The organism is Scytonema sp. UIC 10036 (assembly GCF_009725235.1).
This window is the reverse complement of record NZ_WJFC01000271.1, coordinates 1-14,939: the sequence shown is the minus strand read 5'-3', so window position 1 is coordinate 14,939 and position 14,939 is coordinate 1. Positions and strand designations below refer to the sequence as shown.

General features: G+C 41.0%; 11 protein-coding genes and 2 pseudogenes. 6 read left to right on the top strand and 7 right to left on the bottom strand.

Features of this window, described 5'->3' with window-relative positions; translation table 11 throughout:
- Positions 1-587: 587 nt before the first annotated feature.
- A complete protein-coding gene (locus F7734_RS56000; protein ID WP_155752815.1) occupies positions 588-1,034 on the top strand; it encodes a DUF3574 domain-containing protein in 447 nt (148 codons plus the stop codon).
- Positions 1,035-1,160: 126 nt separating this feature from the next.
- Positions 1,161-1,856 (top strand): response regulator transcription factor, encoded by a 696-nt coding sequence (locus F7734_RS55995; RefSeq protein ID WP_155752814.1) that lies wholly within the window; start codon positions 1,161-1,163, stop codon positions 1,854-1,856.
- A gap of 68 nt (positions 1,857-1,924) precedes the next feature.
- On the opposite strand, the gene F7734_RS55990 is transcribed toward F7734_RS55995, so the two are convergent.
- Both F7734_RS55990 and F7734_RS55985 read right to left on the bottom strand, forming a co-directional pair.
- Positions 1,925-2,131 (bottom strand): hypothetical protein, encoded by a 207-nt coding sequence (locus F7734_RS55990; RefSeq protein ID WP_155752813.1) that lies wholly within the window; start codon positions 2,129-2,131, stop codon positions 1,925-1,927.
- Between the two features lie 75 nt (positions 2,132-2,206).
- Positions 2,207-3,394: a nucleoside hydrolase gene (locus F7734_RS55985; RefSeq protein ID WP_155752812.1), complete on the bottom strand. Its 1,188-nt coding sequence runs from the start codon at positions 3,392-3,394 to the stop codon at positions 2,207-2,209.
- Between the two features lie 226 nt (positions 3,395-3,620).
- Between F7734_RS55985 and F7734_RS55980 the strand changes: the two genes are divergently transcribed.
- Positions 3,621-3,818: a hypothetical protein gene (locus tag F7734_RS55980; protein WP_155752811.1), complete on the top strand. Its 198-nt coding sequence runs from the start codon at positions 3,621-3,623 to the stop codon at positions 3,816-3,818.
- Here F7734_RS55980 and F7734_RS55975 read toward each other — a convergent pair.
- The 3 genes from F7734_RS55975 to F7734_RS55965 form a co-directional block, all read right to left on the bottom strand.
- Entirely contained in the window at positions 3,781-4,152 is a 372-nt protein-coding gene (locus F7734_RS55975; protein ID WP_207714451.1) for a hypothetical protein, read from the bottom strand. The genes F7734_RS55980 and F7734_RS55975 overlap by 38 nt on opposite strands.
- Positions 4,153-4,523: 371 nt before the next feature.
- The gene (xisF, locus tag F7734_RS55970; RefSeq protein WP_155752810.1) at positions 4,524-6,113 is read right to left on the bottom strand and encodes a fdxN element excision recombinase XisF; all 1,590 of its coding nucleotides are present in this window, start codon (positions 6,111-6,113) and stop codon (positions 4,524-4,526) included.
- A 148-nt stretch (positions 6,114-6,261) separates the two neighbouring features.
- Entirely contained in the window at positions 6,262-6,618 is a 357-nt protein-coding gene (locus F7734_RS55965; protein ID WP_155752809.1) for a XisI protein, read from the bottom strand.
- A gap of 74 nt (positions 6,619-6,692) precedes the next feature.
- Between F7734_RS55965 and F7734_RS55960 the strand changes: the two are divergent.
- Both F7734_RS55960 and F7734_RS55955 read left to right on the top strand, forming a co-directional pair.
- A pseudogene (locus tag F7734_RS55960) lies at positions 6,693-8,039 on the top strand (diflavin flavoprotein); the annotation flags it as partial.
- A gap of 198 nt (positions 8,040-8,237) precedes the next feature.
- Positions 8,238-9,949, top strand: a pseudogene (locus F7734_RS55955) (diflavin flavoprotein).
- A gap of 124 nt (positions 9,950-10,073) precedes the next feature.
- Here the strand turns inward: F7734_RS55955 and F7734_RS55950 are convergent.
- The gene (locus F7734_RS55950; protein WP_155752807.1) at positions 10,074-12,521 is read right to left on the bottom strand and encodes a hypothetical protein; all 2,448 of its coding nucleotides are present in this window, start codon (positions 12,519-12,521) and stop codon (positions 10,074-10,076) included.
- A 429-nt stretch (positions 12,522-12,950) separates the two neighbouring features.
- On the opposite strand from F7734_RS55950, the gene F7734_RS55945 reads away from it, so the two are divergent.
- Positions 12,951-13,535, top strand: a complete 585-nt coding sequence (locus tag F7734_RS55945) for a hypothetical protein (RefSeq protein ID WP_155752806.1) — start codon at positions 12,951-12,953, stop codon at positions 13,533-13,535.
- Between the two features lie 32 nt (positions 13,536-13,567).
- On the opposite strand, the gene F7734_RS55940 is transcribed toward F7734_RS55945, so the two are convergent.
- Positions 13,568-14,734 carry a helix-turn-helix domain-containing protein gene (locus tag F7734_RS55940; RefSeq protein WP_155752805.1) on the bottom strand — a complete coding sequence of 389 codons (1,167 nt, stop codon included), beginning with the start codon at positions 14,732-14,734 and terminating at the stop codon, positions 13,568-13,570.
- Between the last annotated feature and the right edge of the window lie 205 nt (positions 14,735-14,939).

Genomic DNA, 14,939 nt, shown 5'->3' with positions numbered 1-14,939 from the left:
GGAGGGAACTGAATTTCTCTTATTTCCCCCCTTTCCAAGGGGGGACTAAGGGGGGTAATCATGTGATTAAAATGACAACCAACCACTTTTCAAACAACCTCTAAAGCCGACCTGACAAGAGTCATTATAACAGTTCGTTAGGTAGTCTTAAGGTTATGAGAATAGTGCGATCGCTTTAGTTATAAAGTTCCAAGCTTTGTCAAGTAGCTGCACGGTATCAATGACAACGCTTAAGAGCGAACTGATGCACGTAACTTATCATTCTTCCTGTATCTGTTGCGCCATTGCAACCCAATACTGCAAGGGCTGAGAATTTTTGTATGTTGGGTTTACCGTGTGTGAAATCCAACAAATGTCTGTCAATGTTGGGTTTCGTTCCTCAACCCAACCTACGTGTTTTCGCATTTTTGGGCTTAACCGATAAGTATTGCATCGCAACCTAGAAACGATCGGACAATCGTCAAAACCATCAGCGCCCCATTTTTTGGATACTTTTGCCTAATTCTATCAACAATTCTGGAAATTCTCCAGTCATGATTGTTGAGTAAATTATAGATGTCAAACTAATAATTTAAATCCCTGCTTCTATGACAATTATGCAAAAAAGCCTGAATAACCTAATTCTTACAGGTTTACTTTTTATCGTTCCTGCTTATACAAATACTTTTGCTCGCGCCCAATTACCCCAAACATCTACTCAAAACTCACGTGAAAAAATTCTTACTAAAGATGAGTTATACTTTGGTTTATCCAAGCCAGACGGAACGATGGTATCTGAAGTTGAGTGGCAGCTATTTTTGAGACGCACGATTACACCTCGTGTCCCCGCAGGATTAACTGTCATGGATGCCTATGGGCAATATCTTAACAGTTCAGGGAAACTCACCAAGGAAAAAACTAAACTCATTATTTTGATTTACGAAAACAGCCCAACTAAAAATTCCCAGATTGAAGAAATAATATCTAGCTATAAACAAAAATTTCAACAAGAATCAGTGCTAAGAATCACTAGCACTGTCAGAGTCTCTTTCTAAAGTTTTGTTTATATGCGGGGGGAGAGGTTCCAATTGTAACGCGTCTTTGCCAATTTCTTAACAAATGCCATCGATCGCTCTCGGAGTGGTGGTAGAGTTAAAGTTGTGTTGACACCAAGTTCTTCAATGTCTACCAATAATCTCAAAATTCTCCTAGTTGAGGATGACGAACTTTTCCGCTTGGGGTTACGAATGCGGTTGCAACAGGAACCAAGTATAGAAATTGTGGCGGAGGCAGAAGATGGAGAACAAGCTTTAGAATTGGCTTCTCGTTATCCTTTGGATTTAGTGTTACTTGATGTTGGATTGCCAGGAATTGGCGGTATTGAAGCTTGTCGTCAAATCAAGCAACAGCATCCTCAATTACCCATCCTAGTTTTAACGTCTCGTTTTGAGAAACCTTTAATTGCACGGTTAATTGAAGCAGGGGCGCACGGTTACTGTCTTAAGGGCATCCCCTCAGAGTCCTTAATTTTAGCACTGCGTTCGGTAGCAGCAGGAGCTTCATGGTGGGATCGGACAGCAACAACAGAAATTAGAGCTGCTTTTGAGACAAGCAACACCGTAGAAACACAAGCTACACAACCTACAGAACAGCTAGAAAATCCATTGACAAAGCGCGAACAAGAAATTCTGGCGTTAGTTGCTGCGGGTAAAAGCAATCAAGAAATTGCATCTATTCTCTACATTGCTCCTGGTACTGTGCGGGTTCACGTTCATGCTATTTTGCAAAAGCTAGAGGTTCGCGATCGCACTCAAGCCGCAGTACTGGCAATTCAGAAAGGATTGGTTGCATCTGAATTTTTGGAAAATAGGGAGTAGGGTTTTTCAAGAGAACGTCATTCTTCCTAATTTAATGCTGAGTTTTGTTCCTCAACCCAACCTAACACCTAAATCCGCAACTTTACCTCTACCACCTTCCCCTCATCCACAACCGCACACAAAATACACTCACGCAACAGACGTTTTTTATCCACAAGGTTCTCTATACCTTTCCAAAAATCTCTGTTGCTGAATGCAGCTATAATCCTTTCTCGACTAATGAGCAAAGCTCGATTGCTTCTTTCGCCACTCTCAAGTAATTCTGCAATTTGCAAGCGCAACTCCTGCTTTGCTGTCTCAATCGCAGGGTTGTTACCAGGAATAGATTCTAGAGTTTGGAGTAGCGATCGCTAAACATAGTTTGGCTTCCGCTTGAGGAATGCGAACCCTCCCCCGACAGCCAGGAAACTCAAAATTACCGAAGGTTCGGGAACAGCTACTGTTCGAGCCGAAAAAATCTCGCTGGATTTAAATGAAAGATTATTAAAATTAGGGCTGAATGACACGTAAACATTTGGTGTCAGCGAATCATCTACAACGGTTTGTCCTTGAGCAATACTTGGAGCCGATGTTATATCAACTCTCAGGGGTAGTCGCACTTCCGAAGCAAAGTTCGGTTCACTTAAGTTGATAGCAGCGACTAAATCCCAAACTTGAGTAGGGTTTTGCTCTCCTCCTGAAATGAATGCAAAGGAATAATCCATGAGTTGTGCGGCTAGTAAACTTTCAGGGGTTCCTGCATTTCTCCACGCATCTCGATCTGCTGCAGTGAACAATGTATTATTCGTTGCATCTAATGGTGTCAAGAAGACTGGTAAGCCAGATGAAAAAACTTCTTGTGCTGCTACTGGATCGACCCAGATGTTAAACTCGGAAACGGCATTTTGAGCCAATATGGGATCTGTATGAAAGCTGAGATTACCCTCCGTAAAAACAGCACCACCCATAACTTCGATCGCAGCAACGTTTTTCACAATCGATGGATCGCGCCGTAATGCTTCTGCTATATTGGTTAGCGAACCTGTTGCCAAAATTGCAACTGGATCTGGTGATTGTTTGATGGTGTCTATAATGAGTTGAGCTGCGTCTCGTTGGTCAACAGTCTCTTGGGCTGTCTCTGTCAAAGGTGGTACAAAGGGTGAGTAAAAAGCATCTGAATCTACTCGAAACAATTCTGGATACCTATTATCTCCAGCCAGTGGATCTTCACTCCCGACGCCAACTGGGATTCCTGTCACACCTAATCGAGTGAGCGATCGCATTAGATTGTCACTGAATAACTGTGGACGAGCAATTCCTTGAGAAATCGTAATCGCTTTGACATCAAATTTAGGGTTTTGCAGCATATACGCCAGTGCAATTAAACCATCCTGGCTACCATCATCGTCCAGAATCAAAGGAACGGGTCTTTCAGTATCAAACGCTAGATTAGCACCAAGAGCTGGTTTGCTATAGCTGACATCAAGAAAAATTGCTACGCTGAGGGCTACTGCTGTGGCAATTTGTGAAAGAAGATTTCTCATCGTTAGGAAACGCATGGTGGTTGATAATTGGGCTTAGTAAAGCTCTTAACTGTTTTCTTGCCAAAATTAAAGTGTTTATACTGAGACTTTACTAAATCTTTAAATTCACTATTTGAATAGTGACTTGGTAAAGATCGCTGTTAAGGGAGAATCTTTAAGTACAACTATCAATACTGCAAGGGCTGAGAGAAATTGTAGAGAGAAATTGTAGGTTGGGTTGAGCACAAGCGTTACCCAACAAATGCCGATAAATGTTGGGTTTCGTTATGTAGTCCCAAGGTTATGGGAACAATGCAATGCGATCGCTTTAGCTATAGAGTTACAAGTTTTATCAAGCAGCTACACGGTATCAATGACAAAGCTTAATGTCATTGCAACTCCGACAACAGTTAATGGTGTGGTTAGTCGAGACGAAATTGCTGAGGGTTTTTCAGAATAAATGTATTCTTCTCTTTGACTAAATCACCCGTACATAAGACTGCTAACCTTTCGGTATATGCTTTAATCGCAAGAATATATTCATGGTTCCGGAGTGTGGTGTTGACTGGACGTAATTTATCAACAACTACGCCAAATAATATAATATCACCGCTTATTGTACCACCATTAGAAGACGTAATTTGTGTTACTAATCCTTGAATTGTGATGTTGGGATAATTAGTGATGAGTTCACCAATAATTTCCAATTGTGAGCGATTTTCAACAGTTGCAAGAATTTCTATTGTTTGTTTTAACCAGTGCTGAAGGTTTTCAGAAACTATAACTACAACCAATATTCTTGGTGTAGCATAGCCATTTAAAATTAAATCATTGTAGTTTTTCAGCTTAAGCGCAATACCCGTAAATAAAATTGATAATCAATACTAAATAGAGAGAGTTAATAAAAGCTGAACCGCAAAGTTTCTGTTGAAAAATTAGAGCTAAAGTAGCTAATTAATTATTAGTTAATAATAGAAGAAACGAACTACTAATCTCCAAAGGCGGCTTGAGAATTTCATTCACGGGTATTGAATTTAAACTGAGGGTCATTTTTACTCTTCTGCCTAGCTTTGATTTTTCACTTGATTGAATTAAGCTATATTTTAGCTTCTCTTGATACTGGCATCAAAAAAAACTGCTGTATACAGAAATAAAGTTCCTTTACCTAAATCCGCAGCCTGACTTCTACCACTTCCCCTTCATCTACAACCGCACACAGAATACACTCTCGCAACAGACGTTTTTTATCCACTGGATTCTCTATCCCTTTCCAAAAATCCTTGTTGCTAAACGCAGCTATAATCCTATCTCGGCTAATTAACAAAGCTCGATCGCTTCTTTCTTCACTACTAAGTGTCTCCGCAATTTGCAGGCGCAACCCCTGTTTGGCAGTCTCAATGGCTGGGTTTTTACCAGGGATGGATTCTAAGGTTTGGAGTTGCGATCGCAATTCCTGTAACTCTTTACTTTCCACCACTGGTATATTCTTTTGTTCCCCCAATACAGAAAGGCGTTGTGCTTCCTTAACCAAAAACTCAATAATTTGGTCTTCAATCTCGAAGTTAGTGATTGCCGTTTTATGCTGACACATACCAGTTTTCAGATAATATGTGCATTGATAATAAGATTTATGTCTGCTATCTTTTCTACTTTGGTAGGACGCAACTTTGACAAACTTAGCATTGCATTTTGCACAAACCACTAAACCTTGGAAGATGTTCAGTTTTTGTGGATTGCGATCGCTATATGACGCCCATGCATTCTTACGATTACCACGAATAATTTCCTTAATTTCTTTGTGCTGTTGAAATGTAATTAATGCTTGGTCATCGTGTGTGTTCCAAAAAACATTAATCTCATCAAAAGATTTTTTGTTACCATTTTCTTTAACCGTACCATAAGGAGTTCCACCAGCCAACACTGGATTTGTCAACCAATCTCGAATACCAGTTGTCGTCCATCTTAAGCCTGAGTATGGATAACGCAATCCAGCATTAGACTTTTCATCTATTTTTTTCTTTAATGTTTTTTGAGTCAGTCCATCATCTTCATCAATTGAATAATCTCCCGATTTTGTAGTATATTTATCAGAACATTTTAAATTTATACCAAAAAAGTTATTGAGTTTTTTAGCTGTTTGCGTGCAGCTACCAACTTGATAAAAAGTTTTTAAGATAAGTTGTGCAACTTCAAGCACAGATAACTCTTGTTTGTTCTCGATTAAACAAATACAAGGGTCATGATTAAAAACATATTTGTCATTTTCAATTTTGTAACCAAACGGTGCAAAAAAATGACTTTTCTTTTCCTTACGCCGGAGTTCGCGCTCTTTCCGAATTCGCAAACCCAGCATTTTCACTTCATGCTTGGCTACGTCTAATCGAATATCAACCGTTAGTTCTCCCCCTACTGAATCTAAATCAAAGGGGTCGTCAAGAGCAATGGGTTTAATTTTTTTCTTTTGAAGCTCACCAATCAGTTGATAAAAAATGACTTGGGATGCTGCTACTCTATCTAATCGAGTAAATTTTAAGAATTTGATATTGTGATGAACGGGGAGTTCTTGAACTGCTTTAATTAAGTTAAGAAGACCTTTGCGAGCGTGCTTGGTGCGTTTGTCAATATCGAAAAAGATTTTTCCAACATCCGCATCTCTTAGCCTCTGCATTTGCTTGAGAAGCGCATCTCTGTCTTGTGCTTGTTCGTCGGTTGATACTCGCGCATAGCCCCAAGACTCAAAATTAGTAGAATCCATAGAACCTAAGCCATGTAGCGATTATGGAAATTACTTTATATCATGTCCCGTTCAATAATTATGGTTAAATATTACGCAAATGCACAAAAAAACCGTGTAAGTTTCGCGATCGCTAATCTAGCTTAAGAAATTATATTTTTCGTCTCTGTTAAAATACTGAATTAGTATTCTGAGGAACACCATAATCTGTGTATTGTCTCTTATAAGGAGGCTGTAGACCTAACACAATATCTTCCCTTGGTACACCCATGACAACTAACTCCTCAGCTGGGTTTTCATCTGTTAAGTTTTGCTGAAGCCATATTTTTCCATCTTTTATATCAAAATGAATTATACATCGATAAATGCGATCGAGTTTTTTCCAGCCTACATTCAACCACTGATAATGATCTCGTTCTGTATCGAAAACGAGCTGTACTTCACTTTCGTTATCTGAATTATCCTCACTTGCATAATGAGTTAATAACGTTTGAATGTATTTCCGATACTTTTCTATCTTATCCATTGCACAATCGCCTCGTTTTCTGAATCGTACACAATTAATATCATTTTTTTCGGAAACGTCTACTTGATACTGTAAACCTAACTCACGATCCGTTTTCTAAGCGAATTGTAAAAAGTGGCGATCGCGTAGACTTGGGACAGGGACACGAAATTGAGTTTGTGAGTGCTCCCAACTTACACTGGCCCGATACAATATTTAGCTTCGACCATAAAAACCAAGTTCTGTTCACCTGCGACGCCTTTGGGATGCACTATTGCAGTGATGACACCTTTGACGTCAACCTAGAGGCAATTGAACCCGACTTCAGATTTTACTACGACTGTCTCATGGGTCCCAACTCCCGTTCCTTGCTCAACGCAATGAAAAAAATGGGAGAACTTGGCAAAATTAGAATCATTGCCAACGGACACGGACCCTTACTGTATCACAATCTTGAAGTTTTAAGAGAGTGCTACCAGAACTGGAGCCAAAGACAAGTCAAAGCAGAAACCATTGCTGCTTTATTCTACGTCTCCGATTACGGACAGAGCGAACGTCTTGCCCAGTCCATTGCTCACGGAGTCCAAAAAACTGGGGTTGGTGTTGAAATGATGGATCTCACCTCAGCCGAGATCCAAGAAATCCAAGAATTGGCAGGAAGAGCAGCTGGCATCATTATTGGTATGCCTCCAAGCGGTAACGTTGCAGCTCAAGCTGCTATCAGTTCCCTACTCGCTGTCGCAAAAGAAAAGCAAGTCATTGGGCTGTTTGAGTGCTACGGTCCAGATGAGGAACCCGTCGATCCACTGCTGAGAAAATTTGTCACTCTTGGCGTTAAAGAAGGATTTCCTGCAATTCGTGTCAAAGAAATTCCAACTGATGCCACATACAAACAATGTGAAGAAGCAGGGACAACTTTAGGACAACAGCTTGTCCGCGAACGCAACATCAAACAAGTCAAATCCATTGACGTTAACTTAGAAAAAGCTCTAGGTCGGATTAGCAACGGGCTGTATATCATCACCGCCAAAAAAGATGATGTCCAAGAAGCAATGCTCGCCTCTTGGGTTGTACAAGCTAGCTTGCAACCTTTAGGATTTACAGTTGCTGTTGCCAAAGACCGTGCTATAGAATCCTTGATGGAAGTAGGCAGTAAGTTCGTCCTGAACGTTTTGGAAGAAGGAAATTATCAAGAATTGAAGAAGCACTTCCTCAAGCGCTTGGTTCCTGGCGTCGATCGCTTTACTGGAGTCAAAACCCAAACAGCCAAAAACGGTTGTCCTATCTTAACAGACGCTCTCGCTTACATGGAATGTGAAGTGACAAGCACCATGGAATGCAGCGACCACTGGATTATTTACTGCACTGTTTCAGATGGTCGAGTCTCCAAACCCGATGGCATGACTGCAGTTCGTCATCGTAAAGTAGGTAACTATTACTAGGAGTAGGGGGTAGGGGTAGGGAGTAGGGATTGGGCATTGGGCATTGGGCATTAAGCAAGAGTTATTCTCCCTTGTCTCCCTTGTCCCCCTTGTCTCCCTTGTCTCCCTTGTCCCCTTGTCCCTTTGTCCCCCTTGTCCCAGTCCCTACCCCTACCCCTACCCCCTACCCCTATCCCCTCATCTCTCCTTCACTCAACTATGACCAATCCAAATACTCGTGACATACAAGTTTACCAGTCGCTACAAACACAACAGCGCTGAGAGCACGCAGTTGGACGCGGTTGCGGTTTGAAATTGAATATGCGCTATCGAAAGGCACGACTTCCAATTGCTATTTAATCCAAGGTGAGAAAACTGCAATTATTGACCCACCTCCGGAAACTTTCACTCAGATTTTTCTAGAAGCATTACAACAATCTTTAGATTTAAAACGGTTGGATTATGTTATCCTCGGTCACTTTAATCCCAACCGAGTGCCAACCCTAAAAGCTCTTTTAGATGCTGCACCGCAGTTAACTTTTGTTTGTTCTCTTCCTGGCGCTGCAAATTTGCGGGCTACTTTTCCCAATCACGATCTAAACATCATGGTGATGCGGGGGAAAGAAACATTGGATTTAGGTCAAGACCATATCTTACGCTGTCTTCCCATCCCCAGTCCAAGATGGCCTGCAGGTCTTTGTACTTACGACCAAAAAACCCAAATCCTGTATTCAAACAAGCTTTTTGGCGCTCATGTTTGTGGTGATGAAGCTTTTGATGAAGATTGGGATAGTATCAAAGCTGACCAGCGCTACTACTTTGACTGTTTGATGGCACCTCATGCAAACCACGTACAAGCGGCTTTGGAGAAAATATCCGAACTGCAAGTGAGAATGGTCGGTACTCTTCATGGTCCGTTGGTGCGCTACGGTTTGTTGGAACTGACTCAAGAGTATGAGACATGGAGCCGTTCTCAAACCGATCGCGAAATCACTGTTGCCTTGCTTTATGCCTCAGCTTATGGAAATACGGCAACTTTAGCACAAGCGATCGCTCTTGGTTTGACCAAGGGAGGAGTTGCTGTAGAGTCTATCAACTGTGAATTTGCTCAACCGGAAGAGATTAAAGCAGCTGTAGAAAAATGTGAAGGCTTTATCATGGGTTCTCCCACCATTGGTGGTAACGTTCCAACTCCCATGCAAACTGCTCTAGGGATTGTGTTAGCAGTTGGGGATAACACAAAACTAGCTGGTGTCTTTGGTTCCTTTGGTTGGAGTGGTGAAGCTTTTGATGTTATTGAAGGTAAACTCCGAGAAGCTGGATACAAATTTGGGTTTGAAACTTTAAAAGTCAAGTTTAAACCTGCAGATAACATTCTCAAACAGTGCGAAGAAACAGGTACAGACTTTGCTCAAGTCCTGAGAAAAGCAAAAAAATTACGCATACCACAACCAGCCGCTACCCCCGTCGAACAAGCTGTTGGTCGGATAATTGGTTCCGTTTGTGTTGTCACGGCAAAACAGGGAGAAGTTTCAACGGGAATGTTAGGTTCATGGGTATCCCAAGCAACCTTTAACCCACCTGGCTTGACTGTTGCGATCGCAAAAGAGAGAGCAGTTGAATCTCTGATGTATCCGGGAGGTAAGTTTGTCCTGAATATTATGCCAGAAGGCAATCATCAGGAATACATGAAACACTTCCGCAAAACCTTCGCACCTGGAGAAGACAGATTTGCTAGTTTTTCCACAGAAGTTGCAGAGAACGGTTGTACTGTACTAACAGATGCCTCAGCATACCTTGAATGTTGCGTAAGCAAACGCATGGAATGTGGAGATCATTGGGTTATCTATGCAACTGTTGATAATGGCAAGCTGCTCAAACCAGATGCTTTAACGGCTATTCATCACCGTAAGACTGGGAGTCATTATTAGGGGAGAGTGGTTAGTTGTTAGTGGTTAGTGGTTAGTAGCCAACAACTAACCACTAACCACTATCAACCAACAACTAACAACTATCCACTATCCACTAACAACCAACAACTATCAACTAACCACTTCAATTAATAAACGCCCAACGACTGATAACCCGTCCCCCATTTGCCAAACCTCCTGATAACCATTGGGGGACAAAGCCATAGCCTCCTTCTTCCCATTGACCTGACTCTATAGTCCAGAATTTTTTCCCTTGATTTCCTCCGTTAACGCGCCATGCAAGGTTAGGAAAATAAGATTCTCCCGGTTTTAATCGACTCAATTCTGATTTTAATTCAGGGATTGTATTTAAAGAAATTGCTCCTTCGTAAATTGTCTTATTACCCGAACGAGTAAATTTTATCTTTCCTTCTGATTCACCTGATGGGCTGGCTTTCATTTTCATTAGAGGTGGATTGAGAGTTGCATTCGTTGGATAATATCCTTGATGATTTGTACCGGGAGCGCGATATCTCCATAATTCGCTGTTATTTCCCGTACTATAACTGGCAAAAAACTCGTAATCTACATCTGCAGCCAAAGCTTTTTCATACAGTACGTGACCTTTTAACAAATCATCAGGATTATTTTTTGTGCAGTCTATATTAATAAATAATCCATCCGTGTTATCATCACCTTTAGCGCCATCAACTCTATTTTCTCGAAACCAAGCAAAACTTGGATCGAAGGGAGGAAATGGAGCGTGCTTATCATCAGCAATTTCAGCCGCAAAGTATAAGTTATTTGAATCCCATGCGACTTTAAATTTATACGCTCCATTTCCCATACTTGTAGCGATGACATCAGACCAGTCTTGTAAGTTACCATCAACGGTTATTGTTTTTTTAGGAGCGTAGGCTGATTGTATCTTCCAATTCCCTGTTTGAGGGGAAGATTTGCCTTTAACTGATAATGAGTAGCTAATTTCATAATTGTTGTCATTGTTGACAGCAAAAGACTCTATTGGGAAGCTAATAATTTTTTGTTCGCCCGGTTGTAAATTTTCAAAAGATATGCTCTTTTGAGAAAGAGTCCATCCTTTGGGAGGAGCGATCGCTAAAGTTCCACTACGAGGTTTATTGACGACATTCTCTATTTTAATATCAATAGTTCGACCTTTAACAACAGGTCCCGATAAAGACAAAGCCGTGACTTTGATTTCATTTTTTAACTGAAAATCAGCATTTTGAAGTATCTGCTTTAACTGTGAAGGTGGCATATCAGCTATAATGTATACCACTTCTACTGGATTGAGAGGAATTTTGCTCAAATTATTTATCCTGTTGCCTCTGTAATCGTAAACCTGTATATTGGAATTACCGAGGGAAACAGTACCAGAGTACTCATCAGAAGGAATATTTCCTTTCGCTTGACTACCTCCCTTTGGGTCCCAAGGATTGCCGATATCACCATAGAACGGAGCATTAACAAACAACGCTGCTCTAGTACGCTTATCAGTTGAATAATCATTTTGAAAAACCATTCCCCACATTGATTTGGAAGCAGGAAATACATCCTCAACTATTTTCGTTCCTTCCAGAACGCGAGTCATAGTTCTATATGCATCCTTTGCAGCATCGTTGTTGGCGATGTCATGCATCCCATGTCCACTCCAGTTAAACCAAAAAGCTCTCACAGGTCTTTGAGCATAATAACCTGCTAACATATGTATTAAGTAACTCGAAGGGATAGTACGGGCTACCCAAATATCTTGATTTGAGGAGTACATATCCCGAAACGTACCAAACTCTGTTTGCCATGCTCCTGCACGACCTTGTGTTTTAGAAAATTTCTTATCTATTGTCAATTGCATTAATACACTGTGGAAAGTGTTCAAGCTGGGAAAAGCATATGCATGGTTAACAGAGCCATCGGCGTATCCCGTGTCATTTCCCTTAGCATACATAACATCTCGGTTATAAGCTAAAGAACCTCCGCCAATTAAATTAACATTGGGATAATCAGCTTTTACTTTGTTCCAAATTCGTTTAATAATATCTCTATATTCCTCAGCAGTACCTCCGTTCCACGCCCACTCATCAACCCAAGGTTCATTCCAATGCTCGTAATAAGGCATGATATCGTGGGTAGCAGCTACCCAGTTATAGAATTTCTGTACGTAAGCATCTAGATTTCTTGGAGGACCTAATTTGTCTTTTTCTTTCCAATCCACAGGATAAAAAGGTGTTTGTAGCGAAGATACACCATAACTTTTTAAGGTATTTATCCTATCTCTGAGAATTTTGGGATCGCCATTCCAAGGATCGAATTCGACTTGAATACCACGAACCCATTTTACTCCCAAGTCTTGCGCGATCGCACCTATAGTCTTGGGATCGCTGTAACCAAAGTCTAAACCGAAGGGTGAATTAGGAGCTAATCCAGTATATCTTGGAGGTAATTGGGCAGTATCGTTATTGGAAGCTGATTTTGCAGAACAAGTTGCACTTAATAAAGAGCATAACAATACTGCAACCAAGCTTTGTCTTAAGTACTTTGAGGGAAATTTTAATTTATCTGGTTGTTTTTTCATCTAAAGTTTGCCTTTTAAATAATGGTTTGTTAGCAGTCGGCACACCCAGAATGTAGGTAAGTTCAACCAGTCAAAACATCATGTGATTATACACTTTATCATTCTTAGTTAGAGATTTTACCTAGATTTTGGAAAATCTTTAAATTTATTAATAATCTCTTTCGATGTTTGAGTGGACACAGCAGGTGAATGGAGTCAGATCAAAAGTGCCTCATCAAAAATCCTTAATTGAACAGTATCGAGCCATAAACCACCGCTCGTCTAGTTAATACTTCTTCTTTTAGTAAGTTTACTGATACCAAAGTTGAAAAAATAAAGTATAAAAATAGACAGATTTTTAAAATTGACTACAGCTATTGAAGCTAGCCAATGCGCCAAAAACGTGAGCAAAGTTTTCTTTTCGCAGTTTGGATCTGAGGTTACAAGTTTATGGATGAAGCGATCGAAAAAATTGGGACATTGGGATTACCACGAATCATCTTAGTAGTAATTGTGGCAACTACAGGTTTAATGGGTATCGCCGCTATCATAGCAGCTTTTGCTGTTGTGAGTGGTCTGGTGGTATTGCTCGGTGGAATTGCAGTTTTAGGTTTAACAGTGATTTATCGCTTAAAACGGCAGTTTGAACTACACGGCAAGAAGCTAGAGGAAATTGACTCTTTGTCAGTACGTGACGATCTCCTCAAGGCAAAACTCAAAGTTAAAGCCACAGATAGTTGTGCTTGTGCAACTGAAAGGCTAACTCAGATTGCAGATGTCACCAAAGAGGTTATAGTTATATTAGAAAATGTTCCAGGCATGACGAGAGCACATCACAGAGATTTTCCGAGTTCTCGTCCGATTGTACGACTCCGGGATGGAGCATCTGTGAGAATATGGAGGAACCTTTTTGGGGTTGACCACGTATTTTTAGCAGACAGAGACGATCGCATGATTTACGGGGGGTTTGTTAGCTGGATTCACAGTGAGGGATTCAATAAAGCGATCGCAACAATTATAAATTCCTATAAATGATTTAGGACTGATATAGCAATTAACAATATCAATCATCGCAATCGTCGCATAAGTAAAGCCAAACGAATTTGTACGGCATTATCAAAACGACGGGGATCGAGACCGGTGAGTAAAGTAATCTTTTCCAAACGGTAACTCAAAGTATTCCGATGAATCGATAACCGACTGGCTGTTGCAGAAGGACAGCAATCTTCTGCAAAAAACGCATCTAAGGTTGCTAACAATTCCGGTTCGTGGTTCAGGGGACTGAGAAGGTATGTTGCTAATTCTATTTTTGTCTGCTCGTCTGCAACACCGATGAAGGCTGCAATCCCCAATCCATCCAAACAATGAACTTGGTTGCGATCGTGAAAGCGACATCCTAAAGACAAAGCCGCCCGTGCATCTCGATAGGACTGAGCGTGTCCCCGAATTCCTGGATGGTAGCGCCCTACTCCAATACTAATTGATGTATTGGTGTCTTTCCGCAACTGCTTTAACAATGCCTCAGACGCCCGCTTCAATGCTATGAGATTTGCCCATGAAGAACTGCATTGTTCTGGTACATCACCTTGATTTGCCCAACTTCTCAAATTCTTTGTATCGCTGGCTTTGAGAACAGCGACTTCACCATCACCTAGATAGGCACAAATTGTATCGTTGGGCAGATGGAAAAAATTGACAACACTGTTTATGACCGAAGCTACCCTTCTTCGCAGTTGAGCCTCGCAAGCCCCTAAAATATAATCCCTTGCATCAATTAAAATGACTGCACGGGGAGGTGCTAGATCTAAACCCAAAAGTTTGCTGTATTGAAAAACAGTTGTTTCATCTGCCAAACCGTGAAGTAAGTCAGAGATAAACTTATTTTTAAACTGATGTTGGTTGGGCAATGCATCAATAACTGTTGTTTGATTAACCACTAATTCCACAATTCCTTGTGCCAAATGGGGGGAAATTGCCTCGCCATTTGGGGATTTGCCAATAATAACTTCGCCTACCTGAGTTTCAAAAGTAAATGGTACGCGTAGGTAGTTGAGAGCCAGTTTTCCACAAATGCGATCGAAGGAAAGCCCTACTAGCTTGGGATTGCTACTAGCGATTGCGATCGCATGCTGATCGATCACAAAAACTGACGCACACAAAAGCTGTGCCACTCTCTCTGCAATTACTTTAGCAACTCGCTCAAATTGTGCATTAGTAGTTAATAAAGCTGTCATTTATTCTTGTTTCCAAGCGGGGGCTAGTGCTGTCATATCGAAAGAAGTATCGAAGAACAATGGTATAAAGTCATCAGTCTTACGATAGAGGGCATTGGGACAAGGGGGACAAGGGGGACAAGGGGGACAAGGGAGACAAGGGAGACAAGGGAGACAAGGGAGACAAATGACAAATGACTAAATGAGGTCTATTATTAACATATGA

Bases quoted from the DNA above. Each gene is read 5' to 3' on its own strand.
- F7734_RS55950 (WP_155752807.1), bottom strand. From the start codon at position 12,521: ATGAAAAAACAACCAGATAAATTAAAATTTCCCTCAAAGTACTTAAGA.
- F7734_RS55965 (WP_155752809.1), bottom strand. From the start codon at position 6,618: ATGGATAAGATAGAAAAGTATCGGAAATACATTCAAACGTTATTAACT.
- F7734_RS56000 (WP_155752815.1), top strand. From the start codon at position 588: ATGACAATTATGCAAAAAAGCCTGAATAACCTAATTCTTACAGGTTTA.
- F7734_RS55945 (WP_155752806.1), top strand. From the start codon at position 12,951: ATGGATGAAGCGATCGAAAAAATTGGGACATTGGGATTACCACGAATC.
- F7734_RS55985 (WP_155752812.1), bottom strand. From the start codon at position 3,394: ATGCGTTTCCTAACGATGAGAAATCTTCTTTCACAAATTGCCACAGCA.
- F7734_RS55980 (WP_155752811.1), top strand. From the start codon at position 3,621: ATGCCGATAAATGTTGGGTTTCGTTATGTAGTCCCAAGGTTATGGGAA.
- F7734_RS55940 (WP_155752805.1), bottom strand. From the start codon at position 14,734: ATGACAGCTTTATTAACTACTAATGCACAATTTGAGCGAGTTGCTAAA.
- F7734_RS55995 (WP_155752814.1), top strand. From the start codon at position 1,161: ATGTCTACCAATAATCTCAAAATTCTCCTAGTTGAGGATGACGAACTT.
- xisF (WP_155752810.1), bottom strand. From the start codon at position 6,113: ATGGATTCTACTAATTTTGAGTCTTGGGGCTATGCGCGAGTATCAACC.